Origin of the sequence: Enterococcus sp. DIV1420a (assembly GCF_051712165.1) — a bacterium.
Taxonomy (GTDB): domain Bacteria; phylum Bacillota; class Bacilli; order Lactobacillales; family Enterococcaceae; genus Enterococcus; species Enterococcus faecalis.
Window position 1 is genome coordinate 15,081 of sequence record NZ_JBIOOI010000001.1, and the last position, 21,023, is coordinate 36,103.

Annotated in this window: 23 protein-coding genes and 2 pseudogenes; 5 read left to right on the plus strand and 20 right to left on the minus strand. The window is 31.7% G+C overall.

All coding sequences use genetic code 11. The features are described from left to right. Window positions 1-407: 407 nt before the first annotated feature. From IGI80_RS00085 to IGI80_RS00105, 5 genes are all read right to left on the minus strand, one after another. Window positions 408-1,070, minus strand: coding sequence for a Crp/Fnr family transcriptional regulator (locus tag IGI80_RS00085; protein WP_438722276.1), 663 nt, complete (start codon window positions 1,068-1,070; stop codon window positions 408-410). A 32-nt stretch (window positions 1,071-1,102) separates the two neighbouring features. Then, entirely contained in the window at window positions 1,103-2,914 is a 1,812-nt protein-coding gene (locus IGI80_RS00090; RefSeq protein ID WP_438722277.1) for an aryl-sulfate sulfotransferase, read from the minus strand. 50 nt (window positions 2,915-2,964) lie between these two features. Then, window positions 2,965-4,137 carry an NAD(P)/FAD-dependent oxidoreductase gene (locus IGI80_RS00095; protein WP_438722279.1) on the minus strand — a complete coding sequence of 391 codons (1,173 nt, stop codon included), beginning with the start codon at window positions 4,135-4,137 and terminating at the stop codon, window positions 2,965-2,967. A gap of 191 nt (window positions 4,138-4,328) precedes the next feature. Then, entirely contained in the window at window positions 4,329-5,753 is a 1,425-nt protein-coding gene (locus tag IGI80_RS00100; protein WP_438722280.1) for a hypothetical protein, read from the minus strand. Between the two features lie 404 nt (window positions 5,754-6,157). After that, entirely contained in the window at window positions 6,158-7,090 is a 933-nt protein-coding gene (locus IGI80_RS00105) for a TDT family transporter (RefSeq protein ID WP_438722282.1), read from the minus strand. 149 nt (window positions 7,091-7,239) lie between these two features. On the opposite strand from IGI80_RS00105, the gene IGI80_RS00110 reads away from it, so the two are divergent. Beyond that, the gene (locus IGI80_RS00110; protein ID WP_438722284.1) at window positions 7,240-7,518 is read left to right on the plus strand and encodes a helix-turn-helix domain-containing protein; all 279 of its coding nucleotides are present in this window, start codon (window positions 7,240-7,242) and stop codon (window positions 7,516-7,518) included. Window positions 7,519-7,571: 53 nt separating this feature from the next. Continuing rightward, window positions 7,572-8,078 carry a LysR substrate-binding domain-containing protein gene (locus IGI80_RS00115; RefSeq protein WP_438722285.1) on the plus strand — a complete coding sequence of 169 codons (507 nt, stop codon included), beginning with the start codon at window positions 7,572-7,574 and terminating at the stop codon, window positions 8,076-8,078. A gap of 105 nt (window positions 8,079-8,183) precedes the next feature. Here IGI80_RS00115 and IGI80_RS00120 read toward each other — a convergent pair whose 3' ends face one another. Together IGI80_RS00120 and IGI80_RS00125 are read right to left on the minus strand one after the other, a co-directional pair. Further along, on the minus strand, window positions 8,184-8,477 hold the full coding sequence (locus IGI80_RS00120; RefSeq protein WP_438722287.1) for a TetR-like C-terminal domain-containing protein: 294 nt from the start codon (window positions 8,475-8,477) through the stop codon (window positions 8,184-8,186). A gap of 41 nt (window positions 8,478-8,518) precedes the next feature. Beyond that, the gene (locus IGI80_RS00125; RefSeq protein WP_438722289.1) at window positions 8,519-8,788 is read right to left on the minus strand and encodes a TetR/AcrR family transcriptional regulator; all 270 of its coding nucleotides are present in this window, start codon (window positions 8,786-8,788) and stop codon (window positions 8,519-8,521) included. Window positions 8,789-8,953: 165 nt separating this feature from the next. Between IGI80_RS00125 and IGI80_RS00130 the strand changes: the two are divergent. Together IGI80_RS00130 and IGI80_RS00135 are read left to right on the plus strand one after the other, a co-directional pair. Next, window positions 8,954-9,654 (plus strand): annotated as a pseudogene (locus tag IGI80_RS00130) (ABC transporter ATP-binding protein). A 328-nt stretch (window positions 9,655-9,982) separates the two neighbouring features. Beyond that, window positions 9,983-10,420: a hypothetical protein gene (locus tag IGI80_RS00135; RefSeq protein WP_438722290.1), complete on the plus strand. Its 438-nt coding sequence runs from the start codon at window positions 9,983-9,985 to the stop codon at window positions 10,418-10,420. 325 nt (window positions 10,421-10,745) lie between these two features. On the opposite strand, the gene IGI80_RS00140 is transcribed toward IGI80_RS00135, so the two are convergent. The 5 genes and pseudogenes from IGI80_RS00140 to IGI80_RS00160 form a co-directional block, all read right to left on the minus strand. Then, window positions 10,746-12,128 carry an ISLre2 family transposase gene (locus IGI80_RS00140; protein WP_438722292.1) on the minus strand — a complete coding sequence of 461 codons (1,383 nt, stop codon included), beginning with the start codon at window positions 12,126-12,128 and terminating at the stop codon, window positions 10,746-10,748. Between the two features lie 139 nt (window positions 12,129-12,267). Continuing rightward, the gene (locus IGI80_RS00145) at window positions 12,268-12,564 is read right to left on the minus strand and encodes a hypothetical protein (protein ID WP_438722294.1); all 297 of its coding nucleotides are present in this window, start codon (window positions 12,562-12,564) and stop codon (window positions 12,268-12,270) included. Between the two features lie 418 nt (window positions 12,565-12,982). Continuing rightward, on the minus strand, window positions 12,983-13,774 hold the full coding sequence (locus tag IGI80_RS00150) for a ParA family protein (protein ID WP_438722296.1): 792 nt from the start codon (window positions 13,772-13,774) through the stop codon (window positions 12,983-12,985). Window positions 13,775-13,865: 91 nt separating this feature from the next. Then, window positions 13,866-14,679, minus strand: a pseudogene (locus IGI80_RS00155) (DNA/RNA non-specific endonuclease). 30 nt (window positions 14,680-14,709) lie between these two features. Continuing rightward, window positions 14,710-14,940 carry a hypothetical protein gene (locus IGI80_RS00160; protein WP_438722297.1) on the minus strand — a complete coding sequence of 77 codons (231 nt, stop codon included), beginning with the start codon at window positions 14,938-14,940 and terminating at the stop codon, window positions 14,710-14,712. A 155-nt stretch (window positions 14,941-15,095) separates the two neighbouring features. Here IGI80_RS00160 and IGI80_RS00165 point away from each other — a divergent pair, with 155 nt between their 5' ends. Further along, a complete protein-coding gene (locus tag IGI80_RS00165; protein ID WP_438722298.1) occupies window positions 15,096-15,335 on the plus strand; it encodes a hypothetical protein in 240 nt (79 codons plus the stop codon). Between the two features lie 77 nt (window positions 15,336-15,412). Here the strand turns inward: IGI80_RS00165 and IGI80_RS00170 are convergent, their stop codons facing one another. The 8 genes from IGI80_RS00170 to IGI80_RS00205 all read right to left on the minus strand — a co-directional run bounded on the left by IGI80_RS00170 (window position 15,413) and on the right by IGI80_RS00205 (window position 20,997). Next, entirely contained in the window at window positions 15,413-16,090 is a 678-nt protein-coding gene (locus tag IGI80_RS00170) for an ATP-binding cassette domain-containing protein (RefSeq protein ID WP_438722299.1), read from the minus strand. 3 nt (window positions 16,091-16,093) lie between these two features. Then, on the minus strand, window positions 16,094-17,272 hold the full coding sequence (locus IGI80_RS00175) for a hypothetical protein (RefSeq protein WP_438722300.1): 1,179 nt from the start codon (window positions 17,270-17,272) through the stop codon (window positions 16,094-16,096). Between the two features lie 506 nt (window positions 17,273-17,778). Then, on the minus strand, window positions 17,779-17,964 hold the full coding sequence (locus tag IGI80_RS00180; RefSeq protein WP_438722301.1) for a hypothetical protein: 186 nt from the start codon (window positions 17,962-17,964) through the stop codon (window positions 17,779-17,781). Window positions 17,965-18,038: 74 nt separating this feature from the next. Beyond that, the gene (locus IGI80_RS00185; protein WP_438722302.1) at window positions 18,039-18,329 is read right to left on the minus strand and encodes a helix-turn-helix domain-containing protein; all 291 of its coding nucleotides are present in this window, start codon (window positions 18,327-18,329) and stop codon (window positions 18,039-18,041) included. A gap of 24 nt (window positions 18,330-18,353) precedes the next feature. After that, complete coding sequence (locus IGI80_RS00190) at window positions 18,354-18,695, minus strand: hypothetical protein (RefSeq protein ID WP_438722304.1); 342 nt, start codon at window positions 18,693-18,695, stop codon at window positions 18,354-18,356. Window positions 18,696-18,729: 34 nt separating this feature from the next. Further along, the gene (locus tag IGI80_RS00195) at window positions 18,730-19,002 is read right to left on the minus strand and encodes an HU family DNA-binding protein (protein ID WP_438722305.1); all 273 of its coding nucleotides are present in this window, start codon (window positions 19,000-19,002) and stop codon (window positions 18,730-18,732) included. Window positions 19,003-19,107: 105 nt separating this feature from the next. Then, window positions 19,108-20,610 carry a relaxase/mobilization nuclease domain-containing protein gene (locus IGI80_RS00200; RefSeq protein WP_438722307.1) on the minus strand — a complete coding sequence of 501 codons (1,503 nt, stop codon included), beginning with the start codon at window positions 20,608-20,610 and terminating at the stop codon, window positions 19,108-19,110. Then, window positions 20,611-20,997, minus strand: coding sequence for a plasmid mobilization protein (locus IGI80_RS00205; RefSeq protein ID WP_438722309.1), 387 nt, complete (start codon window positions 20,995-20,997; stop codon window positions 20,611-20,613). Window positions 20,998-21,023 lie beyond the last annotated feature (26 nt).

Consider the following 21,023-nt stretch of genomic DNA (forward strand, 5'->3'; position numbering starts at 1 on the left):
GTGTGTTTTCATATAAAAAATATTCACTTTTATAATCTTTATTTATAGAGACTCTAACTTAGAAAAACACACTATATATCCTCATCTTTTAAATAAAAAAGCTACATAGAATAAGCTTTCTACAATTTATGAGGATAAAAATAGTATGAGGATAATCCGCAAACAATAAAAATATGAGCGATTTTTTGATAATCAAGTATCATAATGGTTCGACGCATATATGGCAATGAAACTGCTTGACACATTTAGTACATAGAAATTGGTCCTAAAAATCAGTAAATGATTTCTAAGAGCCTATTTAGAACTACAACTTAAGTCACAGACTTTTTTTAAACTTATAACCATAGAACCAACCACTCTTTATAAGGTTAGCTATGATTTAACAAAATAAATATAATTATTATTTATCATAAAATACTATTCAATTTATCAATATTTAAAATAGTTAATGTGTGATTAGAAATACAAAAATATCCTTCTTCTTCCATAAGTTTAAGTTCCTGATTTAAAGAAGATCGACTTACATGTAGAAGATTCGCCCATATAGTTTGCGATTGAGGAAGAGTAATGATATTATTATTTTTTGATAGATCATTTAATCCAACAATCCAATAAGCAATTCTCTCTCTAATTAATCGATAAGATAAACAATTTAACAATAAATGATTCTTCAATGATCGTTTAGAAATGTATAACATAAAAGAATACATCATGTCTGGGTCTTCAAGTACTTTTTCGAAAATTGTAACTGGAATCCATGCTATTTTTGTTTTTTTTACTGCTACTAATGAATACGAATACTCTCGACTTCCAGTAAAATAAAGAAATTCTGGAAAAACATCATTGTTTTCAAAATACGTGCTACATAAGTTACATCCTTTACATGTATATCGTTCCGCTCTTAAAATTCCTTCTACAACAATTCCAAAATAGTTTATATAACTACCTGAGCATAACACCATTTCCGCAGTTTTGTATGTTTGAAAACGTGCATTATCAAGACTTAGAGGATGAAGTAAGCATTTATTTGCAAATATTTTTTCTTCCTTGCTATTTATAATATTTTGCATAGCTGATACCTTTCACATATTCCTAACACATTTTAATTAAATGCGTTATCTAAGAAATCACAAATATCATCATAGTCATGTTCGCCATTAAAACGTAAAATTTCGCTACCATTTTTATATAAGGCAACTACCGGAATTCCGCCAATATGACATACTTTTACTATGTCCTGATTCGAATCAACATCAACATAACAAACTTCAAATTTATCTTTAAATTCTTCTTGTAACACTTCTTCTAAAACCGGGTGTAATGCTTTACAGTGAACACAACGCTCGGCTCCAAATAAAACAAGAGTTGGTTTATTCTTCGCAGCTAATACATAATCATTCCATTCACTCATACCTTTTATTGGTTTAAAAGTTTTTGTGTCAATATCAAATATTTTTTCCTTATGAACAATTTCATTTTCATCATCTGTTGCTACACACAACGCTACATCTTGGTAGTAAGGCAACGTTCCTTCAACATCAATAATTTTTTTAGCTCCTAATGTTCCAGCACCTGGTACTCGATAGGATATATTATCTATTGGTTCTATCGCAACTTCTTTCGGTTCATCTTCTTGTGGTACATAACTATAAGGATAACGATACGCACGATAAATCATATTATTTTTTGGGCCTTCTTCATTGTGTGAATAATAAGGAGAAATCCATTCCCAAACAATTTCATGATCTGGTGTCACTTCTATAATTCGCCCATCGCTTCCCTCAGTAATCATAGTATTACCATTTGGTAATCGTTGTGCACTGCTTACATAGGGACTATAAAATTTACTTGCATCAGTCGGAATTGGATAACCCAATTCTTTAGGTGTCACTTTCCAAACGATTTCTAACGTGATTGGATTGAATTCTAACACACGACTGTAATCTCTTAAAGCATTTTTAGTTCCGGTCTTAGATGAAGGGTTTGGTACCCCATATCCTCCCCAACCACCATTATCAAATACCATCAAATTCCCTTCTCCTGGTAATCCTTTAGGAATCATGTGTAAATGATGTTGACCAATAATCCATCCTAGTTTTTTGAGTTCTGGAGTTGCGTCAAAATCAGGTCCTATCTTCCAAACTAAATGTCCTGTTTCTTTATCAAGAATTGCTAAAATGTTGGCCTCGCGACAATCAAAAATAATATTATCAGGTTTAAACCTTTCATCACCGCCATCATACCATTTATTAGGTCCTAAATAACTCATGCAATTCACATGCAAATAATCTCCAACACCACCATCTGATGACCGCATATTAGGATCACGGAATAAAATATTTTTCGCCGCTTCATCAAACCCAAGTTCTTCAAAATGGTCACTAATAGACCACTTCCATAAAATGTTTCCTTCCCAATCTACTTCAATTATTGCATCATCCAGTAATTTCTTATCCGATATTAAAGGGTTTTTAATAGTTTGATGAACCAAAATCAATGTATTTCCTTCTAACGATTTTGCTTCCATTCCTGGGACATAATAGCCAACTGGATTTCCTTCTCTTTGATAATCATGATGTTGACGAGCCATCCAGCAGTGATCTCTCCCTGGATCATTAATCTCTTCAAATTTATCAAATTCCCAAACAATATTTCCGTCATAATCAATTTCTATTAAATTTACACCATCTTGCATGCCGTAGTCTGGATGTCTATATCCAGATAATCCCATAACATAACCTCCAGGTAATAATTTAGGAGGCATAGCATGCATATTCCATCTACGAACTTCATTTCCATTCATATCAAATAATAAAACACCATCATTAATTAATGGTACTATAGTATATCCATTCCAACATTTTTCTGGATTAAAAATAGTCACACCATGTGGGAATACTGTTGGTTGTCCCATATAAAACATCTCCATTCTCTATTTATAATTTGTTTAAGTTACTTATTTTATTAATGATAATTCTTTATCTCAGTGAGTTTTCCATTATCAAATACCGCAACTGCTATTGTTTCTTCTATCCCCAATTGATGATAAAGCAAAGCTTGTCGTGTAATATCTATTCTATAAACTTTATATACTTCTTCATATTCAATAGCTAATTTTGCTACTTTGTCTATTTGCTCACGTTCATATGGATTGTAAAAAATAAAAGTAATTTTTCTTAAATCAGAATTTAATATCGCGTCCAAATCTCTCTTTTCTTTCACATAACGTTCTGATGCTGTTGCAGCAATTGCTCCATCAGAAGCAGCAGTAACAACTTGTCGTAAATAGGTTTGTGTACAATCACCTACTGCATAAAGTCCAGAAATATTCGTTTCTTTTTTCTCGTTTACTAATATAAAACCATTTTTATCCATTTCCACAAAATCTTTTACTATTTCTGTTTGTGGCGTCATTCCAATAAAGAAGAAGATTCCATCCGCAGAAACACTCGTTTTTTCTTCGGTAGCGACATCTTTTAACACCAGTCCTTCAACTTTAGTTTCTCCTAAAATTTCAACTAAAGTTGAATTCCAAATAAAATTGATTTTCGGGTTATTAAAAGCGGCTTCTGCAGCAACTTCATTGCAATCCAAATGCCCTTCTTCATGAACAACAATAATCGTTACACTATTAGCAAATTTTGTTAAATAAAATGATTCTTCAATCGCCTGATCTCCAGCACCTAATACATAAACACTTTTTCCTTTAAAAAATTCTGCATCACATGTAGCACAGTATGCTACTCCATGACCCACAAATTCTTTTTCATTAGGTATTCCTAGAGTTTTAGGCTTTGTCCCAGTATCCAAAATAACACATTCTGCACGAAAATCACCTTTTCGTTTAGTTTGAATTAAAAATCCTGCATCATCTTTAGTAATTCCTGTTACGGTTGTTCGAATGAAGTTGTTAGTTGAGTATGATTGTGCATGATCTTTAAATTTGTTCATCAAACCTTCTCCAGTATCCTCTATCGTACCTGGATAGTTTTTTATTTCCGATGTATCTTTGATTCTTCCACCATAGCCTCCCTTTTCTAAAAGTAAAGTATTTCTTTCTGCTCTTCCTGCATAGATAGCTGCCGAAAGTCCTGCTGGTCCTCCACCAATAATTATCAAATCATACGTATTGGTCACTTTAGCTCACTCCTTACTATATATAATTATTTCCGTATATGGACTATTTATACAACATACATTTTCATAATATGGTCACACCTTCTTTCAATTGATTGACAATCAAAAATACATTCAATTAAATAGAACTACTCGTTTCATTAATGAATATATTAAGTACCTGATTGATTGTTAAATATTTTTATTAACACCTACTTGTTCACTTTTTTTCTTCCTATCCCAAAGACAACTAAGCAAAGGCAAAGTAAAGTTAAAAAGATACAATAATAAGTAGATATGAATATTTGCCATGGTGTTATTATTGGTAAATCAGGATTTTTTTGTTTCAACTCACTAATTATAGTGATTGCTCCCATAACAAAAGCACTATTAATTGGAATGATTGCTGTAATATTCGTTGCCATTGCAGTTAGCAAAACACTTCTCCTATTAGGATCTATATTAGCTTTTTGTCCTATTTGATCTGCTATATCTCCGAACATGAGAATTGAAGGTAATACACATCCTGCCAATAAAACATTAGCAATTCCCACGCCACCAGCTATTACGGTTTCAGCACCTATTTTACTTTGAGAAAACTTTTTAGAAATAATCCACTCACAAAATTTATCTATCATTCCTCCTTTAACAGCTATAGCAATTAAGCCATATAAAAAAATGGTAGAAATAAGAATGTCTGTTATTCCTAAAATTCCGTCAAACAAGATTCCATGTATAACTTGAGCATCAATAAAAATAATATCTTGCATATTAAATAAGCCAGTTAAAAGTCCAAGTAAAATTCCACAAATGATAGCATAAGTGACTCCTAAAAATAAATTACTAGTTTTAAAACAAATAACAAGTAGAATAATGATAGGAATGGTCATCCATAAACCTTTTGGATCTGCCATTGTTTTCAAAATATTTATATCGCCTATTTCCCCTCCATACCCCCCTAGTAAGAAAAACAGTATGATTGAAACCACTCCTGATCCTAATACATAAGGTAAACGGATTTTCATAGTAGGAATTAATCTTGCAGGTTCTTTTGTATAGAAATCATGCTGAGTTAACGTTGTAATATGTGTAACTTGTGAACTAGGTGATAGTGCATCTCCAAAAAAAATTCCACTTAACATGGCACCAACCAGTAACGCGGGATTAGCTCCCATCATGACACCTGCGGGATAAAAAATTGGAACAACAGCTAATAAAGCAGCGATTGGTGCACCAGCTCCCATAGAAATAAGTGCGCTGGCAAAAAAGCAAAATACTACAAACGTCCCTCCTATAAAATTAAGTTGAAGACTTAACCAAATAAAACCTGCTCCAATTTTTCCTACAACAAGCAATTTTGATAAAATACCTATAACTATAAAAATAAACAGCAATCGAGCATTTCTGTTTTGTGCTAATCCACTAACAACAACTTCCCAATATTTACTTTTATTCTTACAAAAAATAAAACCAATCAGTATAGAAACAACAGCAGCAACTGTTAAAGCTTTCATAGAATAATATTGAAAAGTAATCATAATAAATCCAGATAATATAACGTACAAAACTATTGGTAACAAAGCAATGCTTTGTGAAAACCAAAAGTTCAAAACTTTGCCTTCCTTTTTTTCGTTCATAACCTCACACTCCTTTTTTCGATTAAATCATAGCATTTCATAATCGAAGAAACATGTTAGTACGCCAACTTTTTGAATCTTTTGTTAATTTTTTAACAAAAGAAACCACAGTCAAGAATAAGCAATTATATGTAATCATTTTTCTATCATTCATCATCATTATCATTGATTTAACAATATTTATATGAATTTACTATTCTAACTTAATTAGAGTATTTTAGGTTATGCACTTTTATTATGCTGAATTAAAAGCATATTAGTGTTTTAATTCACATTTAAGCAAAGCATAAACTATTTACGATTTTCTACTAGTTTACAATTAATAAAAACCACTCCTCGTTATGAAGTGGTTCACTTTATATTCATTAATAAAGATAAAACAGCTATAGAAGTTTCTAAAGTTTTTAAGCTATTTGCTGGCATAAAAAACGAAGATATCTAATAAGTACATAAGATACAATTAAAACAGCTATAAAAGTTTCTATAATAAATAAAGATTTTAAGATATTCGCATATGGAACTAATAGTTGAAAGAACAAGTAAATTTTATACATAGCTGTTGCAGAAATAACTAAAGGGAATGTAAATGCCGCATAGCTTGGATAAAAACGAATCATTAGCAATTTTTTCAATGAGAAAATTGTGCAAAAATAAATAAATTGAGAAAGTACAAAAAGAAGACTAATTAATAAAATTGATTTGTTCCCGCCTATGGATAAATAACCAGATAAACATAAAGAACCTGGAGCTGTCATAATAGTTATTAAAGGAATAGCTGACTCATGCATCTCCTTCTCTATAATACGTTTATAGATGATAGGTAACAAAATAATATAAAAAAATAATGCTACCCAAATCATTATTCTCCCCCACTCTTTAATAAATACTTCCGAGGTGTTTGGAATTACACCAATTCCTACAAACGTAATAAACCAACTAGGATATATATGTTCTAGTTCTATCTTTATCGGAAATATATGAACCGCCACAAAATAAATCATAAGGATAAAGTGAAGAATGATAATTGCTAGCCATATATAATAGATAAGACGAATATCTCCAAAAATACGATTAAGAAAAACACAAATAACCATCCAAGCCATAGTAAATGTTGGTGCAACAGAGGCAACTACAGGATCGTTTAATGTATTTATTGTATGTTTCATCGTTAACACTATTTTTAAAAGGATAATTCCCATCAAACATATAGCAATCCAGCTATATATATTTCCTAATAATACAAACCCTTCTGAAAACAATAAATTCCCCAATGAAACTAATCCTAAGATTAAACCACATATCGGAATAGGAACTTTTTTCAAAAAATCTTTCAACATATAAAACAAAACTCCTCTCTAAAATTAACAAAAAAACTTTTCAATTATTTTTGTTTATAGTACTATGTTAATAGTCTATTTTCTATTTGTAAAATTCGTTTTTACAATATAGTCTATTATGTTTATTAATAAAAAGGAGAAGGTATCTCATGATTGAATGGATTAAAACATTTATAACTGTTTATGAAACAAGAAATTTTAGTACTGCAGCAAAACAGCTATATATCTCTCAGCCAACCGTTTCTATACAAATAAATAAGCTAGAAAAATATTTAAATGTAAAACTATTCTATAGAAGAGGCAAACAAATTATAGTTCCAACTAAAGAAGCAGAATTTCTATATCCTAAATTGATTTGCACTATGGAATCTTTAACTAGCACTTTTAATCAAGTAAATCAGAAAAAAATTTCAAAATTGAATGTTTAATTTCATGCTCAAACACTGTTGCTATCTACATTATTCCTAAACTAATCTCTCTAATGATAAAAAAATTTCCATTAATTGATTTTTCAATTCAAATGATGAATTCTAAAGAGGTAGTTTCATCTATTGAAAATAGAGAAGCAACAATTGGAATATATGAAAAGCCAATTGCCACAAATTTTATGCAGGAAAAAATTTTATTAAAAGATGAATTAGTGTTAGCTGGAAATCCAAATTCTACTTTTTGGATTCTACGTGAAAAGGATTCTGGTATACGTTTTTTTAATGATATTTACTTAAAGGAACACCATTTAAAGCCTAAATTCATTTATGTGAATAACAATGAAATATTATTGAAATTACTAGAAAATAATGTTGGTCAATCTGTTATATCAAAACTTTCTATTTCCAGTTCTATTTGTTGGAAACCAGTTGATGACTATTCAAAATATAGAAATATATTTATTACTAAAAATAATGGGGATTTTTCAAAAGAAATTACAGACGTTTACAATTGGATTATAAAGAATTCTCAGGTAATAATTGCAAATACAAGTTGCTAGAAAAAAAGATTAAAAATAACGAATATCGTTTATTTTTAATCTTTTTTAGCGACTGCTGTCACAATCTCGTTTTGTAAATTTTTTCTTAAAATGTTAAAAGCTTTCTTAGACAAAAGATTCTAATATTTCGATTGAAGGGATAGTCATACATTTTGATATCACTTCTTCTATTTCTTCTGGAGATTCCTTCGCATCATTTAATAGCCAACGTTTGACAATCGCGATTACTCCATAATAAATAAACTCTTGCTGAAGATTCTCTAATTCTGTATATTTGCATTGATTTAAGTGAATCTTTTTTTTAACAGCAGAAATATAGGCCTGTTCCATTTTCTTGATAAATTTTGGTTGACCATGTTGTCCGAGCAGCTTTTTAGCTGTTTCTTTTCGTTCGTACAAGAAATTCATTACAACTAAACAGGCTTCTTTGAAAAAAATCTCTATGGATACCAATCGGTAATATCGTTTTTTTCTGTTACTAACCAGCCAACTTGATCATTCAATACTTGTTCAAAACTAGAATATAGCTCCTCTTCTACTTCTTCTAAAACAGCATACTTATCTGGAAAATAATGGTAAAATGTTCCTCGATTGATTTTTGCATATTTCGATAAATTCGCTACTGTAATTTTTTCAAATCCCATTTCATCCATCATTGAAAAAAAAGTTTGTATAATATGCATCTTTGTTCGATCCGCTTTATTCGACATAATTTCTCCCATCAAATTTTCTTAGTTTGTTTTTTTTAAACATATACATATAATTATGTTTGATTTTTAAACACTTCAAGAATAATTGTTCATTGTTTTATTTGTTATTCAAGTTTAAACTATGAATCATAAAAAACAACACAGTGTTTAATTAGGAGGGAAGTCATGAGTTATATTCAAGCAATAAAGCTTAAAAAAATTATCAAACAGCAACAACAAAAATTCCTGCGTTATCAAATATTTCATTTTCACTGGACAAAGGTGAGTTTACAGTTATTTTAGAGCCTAGCGGCTCAGGAAAAACGACTTTGTTAAACCTTTTAGGTGGGATGGACCAGCCTACAAGTGGAGAATTATTTGTCCAACAAGAACCTATTCATAACTACAAAGAAAATGAATTAACAAATTATCGACGTAAAAATGTAGGATTTATTTTTCAATTTTATAATCTAATTCCAACATTGACTGCATTTGAGAATGTCGCGATTGTTCAAAAAATTACTAAAGACTCTTTTAAAGCCAGGTATATTCTCGAAAAAGTTCAGCTTTCTCATCGATTAATGAATTTTCCCCAAGATCTTTCTGGTGGTGAGCAACAGCGTGTCTCGATTGCTAGAGCTGTTTGTAAAAATCCAAAACTCATTTTATGTGATGAACCCACTGGGGCTTTAGATAGTGAAACTGGAAAAAAAGTCCTACATTTACTAAAAGAAATGACCGTCAAACATGGACATACCATTATTATAGTTACGCATAATGCTTCAATTGCGCAAATTGAAGATCGTATAATCCGTTTAAAAGATGGTAAGATTATTGAAAATATTCATCAAGATTATCCTCTAGAGATTGACGAGGTGAAATGGTGATGATTCGTAAAACATTTCGTGACCTCAGAAAAAACTGGATCAGTTTTCTCTCCGTTTTTCTAATGAGCTTTATTTGCCTATTCATTTTTACAGGTGTTTTTCATCTTAGCCAACAAATGGAAACAACTGGAAAACAATTCTCTAAAGATATCCATTTAGCTGATAATACGTTGACTGTTGCAAATTTCAACAATCAAAAAGAAGAATAAACAAAAAAGTAAGTAATGTTACACAATTAGCACACCGATCAATTGGACATTATCAAAATAATGATTTTTCTTTAACGCTCTTAAGTTTCGATCATTTTTCTATCAGTAAGCCACAGATAATGCAAGGAAAGACGTTTTCAAATCAAACTGGAATTTGGCTGGATGAAGACTTCTTTCAAGCAAATAATTACCAGATTGGTGACTACTTTTTAATTGAAAAACAACCTTATAAGATTTTAGGAACTGTTCGACAACCTGAATTCATCTATCATTCAGAAAATAAAAATCAGCCTTTGTCAAATCACAAAAAGAACGGATATGCTTATCTACCTGAGCAAGAATTTAACCGCTTGCAAATCTACTCTACCCATCAGCTTTTATTAAAAACAAACGAAGCCGAAAACACTTTTTGGCTTGAAAATGAATTATCGGATATATGGGTAGATGATTTTATTCAATTTAACAACGCAAATAATGGTACTAGTCTCTCAATCTTTTTTGACCGTGTTTCTCAAGTAAAACGCTTAGCTTTTCTTTTCTCGGCAGAAACTGATTGATCACTATCAAACGAGGAAATATTCTTTCAACTAACGGACAAATATAAATTGAATGTTTCCTATAAAAATTTAACACACAATATTTTATAACTAATTCAGAACGGCTCAAAAATAAATGTAGAGTGAGCTTATAGAGATTATTGACAATATATATTGCATCAAAAAAATCTATTGTTATTTCTCTTTAAAAAATTAGGAAGAAGTGTTAAGTGCTTTTTTCATTCAACAAGTAAATAAAAAACTTCAGAAATGATATCGATGATCATTCGATCAACTATCTCTGAAGTTTTTTTATAAATTAATTATTTCTTTGTTTGACTACCATTCAATTCCTTCTTAAATAGCGGATATAAGATTTCTCTCGCAAGCTATCTGTCTGTAAGTGGAATCGTCCTTTGGCGGCACAATTGGGGAATTCAGTTGCTTTTTCTAACCCACAAATAGGTTCATCTTTTAATCGATCATCTAAGGAAAAAGCTTCTTGCCACTCACCTAAAAATAGTGGCTTTATTTCTTGATTTTTCATTGCCGCTATAATTTGTAACAAGCCGTCGGAACCTTTCTTTCCCCAAACTCTCCCTTGTTTTTTCATTCGGTAAGTAAATGCTCGATGAAGGCTTTCAATAATCCCTAGCGTATAAATATCTTGTGGTAAATCTCTTAAATAATACGGTTTCAAGTATTTCCAATTTCGATTAAGATATGCTCTTAATTTAATAAAATGTTCTTCTTGTTCCTCTGTTTCACAACAACTATGGAAGGTATCTAGCGCGGTATTGATTTTCTCTCTTGAATGCTTTGCGATCCCTGCTTTAAATACAGGAAACAACTCCGGTTGAAAGAGGCGTTCTTGTAATTTTAGCTGAACATGATACGGATCAATAAAAATTTCGAGTCTCTTGGGTTTTTCGGGTAATAATTTCCCCATGAAAGTAGGCCCATAGCCTGACCCGCCATCGGTATTAATAATCACTACGGTCTCTTTTAAATCATAATTTCTATAGAGATAATCGGTCACTTGTTCGGTAGCATAATGATGTTTTTCTGAAACAATTTCGTGAACCTGTTTTAGTTTACTCCTGCCTTCTTCCTGCTCTTGTTTCTTACCTTCGTGAATCACAAAGTGCGCAATATCTTTCTTTTTCTGCCCTTTCATGCTTAACAGAAACCCATCCCCTTCTATAAATAAATACGGTACTTGTCGTTTCCTAACTTCGCCATATTCTTTGGTATATTGTTGATATGCTTTTACTTGATCCCCAAAAGTATGAATTGCTTTATCAATTGTATCTTTGGAACAACTCAGTAAAGTAAAGGTTTGAATGGTCTTCGCTATATTTCGCAAGCTTCCGTTTTTACTCGCTGCTATAAATCCATAGATCACTGCCGGTGAATAGCGCATATAAGGTTGTAAGCCCAATAATTGATCGATCGGATAGATTATTTTCCCCGCTTTTTTCCAGGGAGTTCGTTGATACGTGATCGGACCATACAAAAACTGGACTGTTCTTTCCGCTTTTTTCCCAGGTTGATAGCCTTGTGCTAGATAATAAGAACGCTGTTGTTGTTCTTTACGATCAATAAAGGTGGTTACTAACCAATTAACCCATTGATTAAGCACTAGCGTTAATTGGTGTTCTTTTTCTAATACATCCCAATGATCATCATCTAATACAGCATTCATTAACTCAATAAATTCATTTTTCATACATTTTCCTCCTCGTAATCTCTCACTCTAAATAGTTTTTTTGAATTCATCGACTTCCTAAAACGAATTGACGACTTATTTTTTACTTTATAGCTTCTTTCTTTTCCCATAAACTTCCAGTGACTACGATAAGGTTCATTTATTCGTCTACGCCGCCTAAATGGCGAATAACAACCGTTAAGTAGGCAGACGCATTAGGTTTCCCCTTTGGGGTTATAAGCCCTGCTTGACTAGCTAATTCATTCAATAACTCGCGATCTTTAGGATACAAAGAAAATAGATAGTCTTTTTTTCTGGGTCTAGGTGCTACTAGCTTATTTGTATTATAAATTGAACCACCTTTAATATTGTCGACGGCATATATCGCTGGTTGATTGTTTTTACTTTGACTCTGCTGTTGTTCCGTTTGTTTTTTAATCTCTAGAAATGGATTCATTGTTCAACCTCCTTCTATTTTAAAATTCGATTTTATATCTTTGTATAATCATTTTTTACATATGGCTTTTACATATGGCTTTTACATATGGCTTTTACATATGGCTTTTACATATGGCTTTTACATATGGCTTTTACATATGGCTTTTACATATGGCTTTTACATATGGCTTTTACATATGGCTTTTACATATGGCTTTTACATATGGCTTTTACATATGGCTTTTACATATGGCTTTTACATATGGCTTTTACATATGGCTTTTACATATGGCTTTTACATATGGCTTTTACATATGGCTTTTACATATGGCTTTTACATATGGCTTTTACATATGGCTTTTACATATGGCTTTTACATATGGCTTTTACATATGGCTTTTACATATGGCTTAGAAAAGCTCGTGAGACTCGCTTTTCTAAGCATCTAAACAGTTTTTTATGGCCGCTAATACTTGGTAAGTATCAGCCTTAAAACGATTGTATTTTGCTTGCTGATACTTTGTTTGTTCAAATAGATCTAGTAAAGAGATCCGCTGTAAGCCGGCTTCATCAAAGGCGGTGCGATCCTGCAAATAGCCAATAAACGTGGGTGTTTGAGCAATAACTTGTTTGAATTGTTTAGACACATCTGTATTATGAGCCAGTTTATTTCCTAAGAAACGGACATTTGCATGAACATAACTCTGGCCCGTAAATAAATCTGTTAATTCAGCTCCTAGCCATTTAACGTGCTGCTCTAAATAGATTAAAGCTTCAAAACCATCGGCACTTGGATCTGAGATTCCTAAAATGAGATCCGACGCTACCAGCATATTATTGGTAATTAAATTACTATCATTACGAGTATCTATCACCACATAATCATATTGGTTAAACGTCTCATACTGTCGTAAATAATTAGCAAACACTAGCGTATTATTCATTCGACTAACTAATTCGGTATTGACTTGTTCCAGCTCAGCACTGCCGCACACAAGATCTAAGTTCTCCCTTACCTGCATCGGAAACACTTCTTGTTTTCGAAACAAACGACTTAATTTGGCCGTTTCGTTAATTTCTATGGTAAAACGCTTGGTGGCATTTCCACTTTCATCAGCATCAATCAAACAGGTTTTACCAAATTTCGATAAGTAGACTGCTTTTAATACAGCAACCGCTGTTTTACCGACACCCCCTTTTTTGTTATGAACGGATAAAAATTTTGTCATTATGTTATTCCCTCCTTAAACAATTCGTCTCTTTATTATGAATTATTAGTGGTGTACTTTTTAATCATAGTTTCCAACTAACTTTCATTGTTCAATCTATTTCACTGGTACCATCTTCATAGTTGAATATGATATTCGGCTGTACGTTGAACTCATAAACATTAAAATTAAGCTTCCCTGAGCGGTCAATAGCCTCGTGGCATAAGTTCATTTCCACGAAAAACCGTCACAATTTGATAAATAATTTTATTTCTATCGATTTTTTGCACATCTCGAACCAGCTTTTCATAGTACGTCTGAACTTTTTGATTAGAGAAAGCTGTTTGGGTCGCAAGATTTTTCGGGTTGTCTTGGCTACCTATTTCACCTTCCTTAAAGTTCCCCTCTATGTCAAAGTTAAAACTAGACATAGAGGCAAGTAAATAGCCTCGATTGACAATTGCTTCTCCATCGACCTTTTTTTGGTGCCAACCTGTCGGCTGCCAAACTTGCCGTTCTCGCCCTTCGGAACGCCCTAAATTTCTTTTATCAAGGTAGGCAGTCACGATCGTGGTACGGTTTAAATGGTCTAAATCACCATAAATAACCTTGTTTTCTTGCTACTAGCTACTATCAAGAGTAGCTTGGCTATTATTTACATTTAAAGTAGCGTTCCCACTACTTTGGAATTCTAAATCAGCCAATTGTTCGTATTGTTGCTGGTCAATGCTTATATCAGCTAGATTATGGATTTCCTGTTGCTCTTGATCGTTTGACCTATCTAAATGGTTGAGTAACCTTTGAACGGTTTCATTTGACTTTACTTGTATGAACCAAGCATTGATTTTCTGCTTGTTTACTATATCTAACCCCATCATAAAATAGAGCAGTAACAAACTTATCCTATATTTTTGCTTTTTAGCCATAGCCATCATCTCCATTCTGTTCTGTTTTAATTATGGTTGGCGAAATGTTGTTCGAATCACATAGGCTTCATGAATAATTTTTGTTAGCGTATCTGACGGATACAACCGTTTATTGGCCTCTTTTTGATCCGCTTGATATAACCATTCCAGTTCGTTCAGTGTTTCATCACTTAATGAATACCTTGGCCGTTGTTTATTTTGGGTGGGACACCTGTTTGATTTAGGTGTCCCACCTAATAATTTATTCGTTTTAGCGTTCATTTTCTTCAACTAACTTTCATTTCTATAGCTACTTAATTTAGTATTTGTTAACTCTATATGGATATTATACTATTACTAGCATACTAGTACAAGTAACTAATTGTTTTTTTTTACCTTTTTTTGTATACTAGTAAACGTAGGGAGAGGAGAGAGAAATGGATATAGACTTATCAAATCGAGAAAAAAAGAATAATCTAAAAAAATGGCTGCTGCATAATTTAGTAACAAAAGAAGTTGGGGCAAAAATTACAGGACAAACAACCAACGCATTTAGTCAATCTGTTAAACTTGGTCTTATTGCTCCTTTCTATGAAACAGAAGGAAAAGGCCCTGCAAAAGTTAAACTCTATTTACGTTGTGAGCTAGAAGAATACGCTAAGAACAAAAGAAAATAGCAGCTGCTAATAAAGCAACTGCTATTTTTATTTACACTAGTCGTATTAGTTTAGTGAAACATGTTAAGTAAACATACTTAGCTTAGTCTTAAAAATTCTTTTTCGATATTCGCTCCACTCGCTATATCCATTAAGATTCGTTTAGAAAGTAAAATAGTTTTATCAGAAATATCTTCTGCAATTTTTACGGAATGAGTAGATATAATAACCGTCTTCCCCTGCTCTTTTAAAAAATTGATATTTCTTTTAAATTTTATAATTTGTTCCGGATCAAGCCCATTTGTTGGTTCATCTAAAATTAATAGTTGTGGATCATGTAATAAGGTTAGCAATAAATGAACTCTCTTTTTTGTACCAAACGATAAGTTATCAATGTCCATGTTGCGGTATTCTTCTAAATCTAAGAACTCTAAGTAGTTGTTCATTTGTTTTAAAGCCTGCTTCTTTTCAATAGTTCTTAACGTTTGAATCACTTCTGCCATGTCAATTAGTGTCATTCCATTATAGTAAAAGAAGGTATCACTCATATATCCTATATTTGCCATTTCAATCTGGTAAGTTATTTCTCCTTTTGTGGGAACTAAATTATTGGCTAACAAATTAAGTAACGTAGTTTTGCCGACACCATTTTTGCCAAGCAAAACATAAATTTGATTGGCTAAGAAGCTGGCTGAACAATGATCAATAATCATTTTTTGATCAGAGTAACCAAAACTCAAGTTAGACATCTTTAAAATTTCTTCCTTAACAAGCATGCTTCACACCTCAAATCTTTTTATTTTTTTATAGTTCTTTACAATTAGAATTGTGAGAATTAAATAATAAAAAACAGTATGTTGCAAATAGAGAAAAAGGAGCCACAATAGGATTGAAAGAATCACTTCCATATAAATATATTTTGTTGAAACTTTGTAAAAAGTAGGAACTACTAATGAATGATTCAAGGCAATAAGAAAAATAAAAGAATAGTGAACGGTACAAAATCCTAAAATGCTTAACCAATTTAGAATAGAAAAATAACTAAAATAGAAAGTACCTAAAGTATAGAATACTAGTGGTATAAAAATACCGACTATACTATAAAATCGGTTTTTTTGTTGATATATTTTCGTAATAGGGACTTTTTCTTTTATTAACCAATCTAATTGTTCTTTTTCTAAGCCGATACTATTTAAGGTTAATGCGTCATTAAGTAGAATAGTCATTAAAATAGTGGCACTCTCTATAATTATTAGACCCTCATTTCCTAAGAAAATGGCTCCTACACTGAGAGAAAAAGTACCTAAAAGCGCTACTCCTAAATAAATAGGGTTACGAAACACTAAAATCAGTTCTTTATTATAGAGGACATTTTTAAACTTCCTGCTTAAGATCCTGGTCTTCTTGTTATAAGTCAAAAATAAGAATAACAAATTTTGATTAATTTCAGGTAATCTAAAAAAATAGTATATGAACGTAAAAAGTACACCAATTGGTACAATTAAGTTCCTATAAAAAAAAGACAGACTTAAAACGCTAAATAGAATTAGTAAAACAAACTCACGCCAATACTTTTTCTCTTTTAGTAAATAACTTTTAAAAAAAATAGCTGGAATCATTAAACCCAAAAAGTAATAAAGTAGACTAGTGATATGAAAATAATATGGTAATACAGCTATCCATAACGGTAAAGAGATACCAAAGCCAATGATACTATAATAAGATAGTATGTATTTAAAAAGTGGCTTTTTATTATTTTCGAAGAAATAAAGAATTTCTTTTTTGGGTAACAAAAATAAAGCAGCTAATCCCACTAATAAACCCGCTATAGCAAAATAAGCCGGGAGAATAAATTCCTTAATTCTTGCAAAAGAAACAGAAGCAATTATTAGTAGTGATACCTGAGTCATTAATAGAAAACTACTTTCTAATAACCATTCACTTTTTTTCTTCTTCAATTTCTTAATAAAAAGTACACAAAAAATTGTTTTCATCTAATCATCCTTAACTATCAAGTAGAAAAGTCATTAAATTCTTTATAAAGCTACTCTTCTATTCATTTATAAAAATTCGGAAGACGAGCGCCCATCTTCCGAATTTTAGTTTGTACTATATAAAAAGCTTTTTAAAGTGATTCTTTAGTAAACTTTAGTAGGAAAACCAAATAAACCAACAAAAACAAGCGCACCGCCAATAACTACTAGCATACTTATCGCCCTCCTTTTACCATAATATGTGAATGTAAGTACTTGCATTTATAATATCTCCTCTTGATCATAGAAAGTCAATATTCAATAATGAGAAAACCCTCACTATTAATTCCTATTTTATTGATTTTAAATATTATAAAAAAGAATTTCTTGATTTTTCCCATTTATTACACTCTCAATGTTAGTTAAGCTGTTGTAGATCCCATCTATGGATCTATTAATTAATGATATTTATACTTCCAATTTAGTTGCTCTTAGAATTTCCAACAATAGGGTAAGTCGTATTCTTTAATCATTTTATAGACTTCTTCCACTTTAATTTCTAAACACTCTGCTAATTCAACCATCATTAAATCTGGCTGCTCCAAACACAGTTTACGTAACAGATCCACTCGAAAATGTGGTTTCGTTGTTTTTATAGACGTATTTATTGTTTTCATGGAATTCCTCCTTCCCAATACAAAAAGCGCTCGTATGATCTACGAACGCTCCTTACACTATTTTTTCTTATGCTTTACGTATGCGATTGATTACTTATATTTTCTTGCATATTTTTTTTAATTTCTTGACTGGTCATTGCTGTATAGTCCACCGTTTCATCGAAATATTTTGCGGCTTCTAATACACTTAGAACTAAAATCTCTTTTAGCTCTTCCTGTTCTTGTTTGGATAACTGATTCAGCCGGATCTCTTTATCTATATCTGGCTGATAAATCGCAAGTAGTTCGGTCATTGCTTGTTGATTACCCGCTTTAACTAATTTTACTAATTCTAATAGGTCAACGGCTTGTTCTGTTTTTTTCATTTTCAGACCTTCTCTTATCGCCACTTAATTCTTTCTTTTTTTTAAGTGTTTGAATTTTTCTTTGAATTCTTCTTTATTTTCTTTTTCCAGCGCTCCTAAAAAGCCCACTAAAAGTTCTACTAATTTATCTTCAGATAAGGTTTGATAGTTAATCTCTGGATACATCGGAACAACTTTTTCTAAATTATCACCCATAAATGGGGCTAATAAAATCTCTTTTTCAATAAAAGAGAAGTCACTAATATCTGTGTACTTATTGATAAACTCTTCATAGTATTTAACCAGCATCTTCCTATTTTTCATACTCATACGCTGAAAAACGAGATAAGCTGCTGCCACATCATCAGAATAGCCTTTTTCGTTCATTTCATGCCCTTCTTTTCTTTAGAATTGTACTTCCTTATTTCACCGCATCTTTTAACGGTTTTCCTGCTTTAAAGGCAGGTACTTTAGTAGCTGGAATCGTGATTTCTTTACCCGTTTGTGGATTACGTCCTTTTCGTGCGGCGCGTTCACGAACCATAAAGTTACCAAAACCTACTAAGTTGACCGCTTCGCCCTTTGCTAAACTTTCTTGAATCGCATCTAATAAAGCATTCACCGCTATTGCGGCTTCTTTTTTGGTTAATCCTGATTTTGCTGTGACAGCTTGAGTCAATTCTTGTTTATTCATTTCATTCCCTACCTTTAAAATGTATTTTTTTATTTACTTTTATTTAAGCACATTTAAGCTCATGTTTCAATTTTCTTGAATAGGTTTTCATTCATTTAAATAAACCTACTTTTCAAAATCCTCTAGTTCCATTAATCCTTTCTCTGATAAAATTCCCACTGCCGCTTCATACGTCTTCAACTGTTTTTCGAATGCCTTAACATGTTTTTCCAATTCTTTTCTTTCTGCTCTTAAAGCAGCTGCTTTAGTTTGTAACTCCGAATCGTTGGGACTAAATTTCAACTTTTCGTTGGCTTTAAATAGTTTTTCATTTAATATGCCCCGTGCTTCCTGGACCTCTTCGTAATTATCATGAAAATCTTGTCCTAAAACTTTCAGTACTCGGTCATTTTTCACTTGGCGCGTTGAAAGAATATTTAAAGCCGTTACCATTTCACGCACATTTTGAATAGCAGAATTTTTTCTCTTCACTATTAACCCACTTTCACCCAAAAGATATTTTGATAGTGAAGATCCTTTTACAAATTTATTCTTTTGCCTATCTCCTTCGTTTAAAAAATAAAACGTGTCCTTATAGTTAAAATGAACTTCATAGCGGCCGTCTTCACATTGATCTAACATAAAATCTGGGATTTTTATTACACCTGTTTCATAGCGACCATAAGAAAATTCAACATAGATTCCGGTCATGGTATCTTTTTGAATCTGCCATGGTTCAATAAGAAAGGTTAAATCCGGTAAGGATTCTTTTTCAGCTTTATGTTCTGCATACTTTCCGGCAATTTCTCCGATATGATACACTGCTTCTGAATCATTCTTACTGGTACGTTCCAGAATATTTTCTTCATTATAGATTCGGTGTTTCTTATTTAAAGTGTAATCTCTGGCTGGCCGTTGTTGTGGCATATCTAACAGTCGATAGTTAATTACTTTCCCATAATCTTTTGATTGATGATCTGGATCAACGGTAATGTTTAGTAGTCGGGCTTTCTTTATAAAATCTTCCCAGCTAGTACTATGCTTTAATAAAAAATTCAAACGTTCTTTCAATTCCATTCGGTAGGCATATTTTTTTCGGTATTCTTGATACTTTCGATAAGAATTTCTTTTAACAGATTTCAAAGTGGTAGCTCCATGATAATCAGCTACCTTATCAGAAATATTTCTTAAGTCGGCCGTTGTTCTTTTTTGCCAACGAAATTTTTTCAAATCCACCGTTGACGTCGTATTAAAAATGATGTGGTTATGCAGATGATCTTTGTCTGTATGTGTAGCAATCACAAATTCATAATCATTGCCTAAAAAAGCAAAGGCTGTTTGTCGGCCAATTTCATGAACTTCTTCTGGTGTTAAATTATCATTCGGATCAAACGATTGAATAATATGTCGGGCAATCACTTTATTATTGGAAATTTTGTTTGGCTGTACAAATATTTTTTCTGCCAGGTCTCTAGTCAAACTCATTTCATAAAAAGCATTGTTCACTAAATTAATTTTGTACCCACTGGTTAACGTTTGGCTTTTCGTTTTTTCCGGATCAAGAATATATTTAATCGCATTTCGTAAATTTCTTTCTTCTTTAATTGTGAAGGACTTCGTCGTTGGCATTTAATCCCTCCTTATATTTTTTCGAATGCCTTGCATTAAAACTTTTTGACTCTTAATATAATTGTTTTTGAGTTTAGTAAATTCAGAAACCAAAAATTGAACATCCTCTTTTTCCACTATATCTGTTTGATTTAATTTATGGGCAATCTGATTTAAATTGTTTCCAATCTTATTTAACTCATAAACATATTGTCCGGTTTCCGCTAGTGCTTCTTTCAATGTCACAAAATCATTTTTAACAACTTCTCCATTCAAAGCCATTAGGCGCATATAATTACTCATTTTTTTAAATTCCGCCTCTTCCATTTTTCTTCGAATTTTCTTTTTTTCATCGTTTGTTATATAGACTTTAATAATTTTATTGCGAAATAATTTTTTCTTTTGCATTCTTTCATCTCCTGCTTTTTATTAAA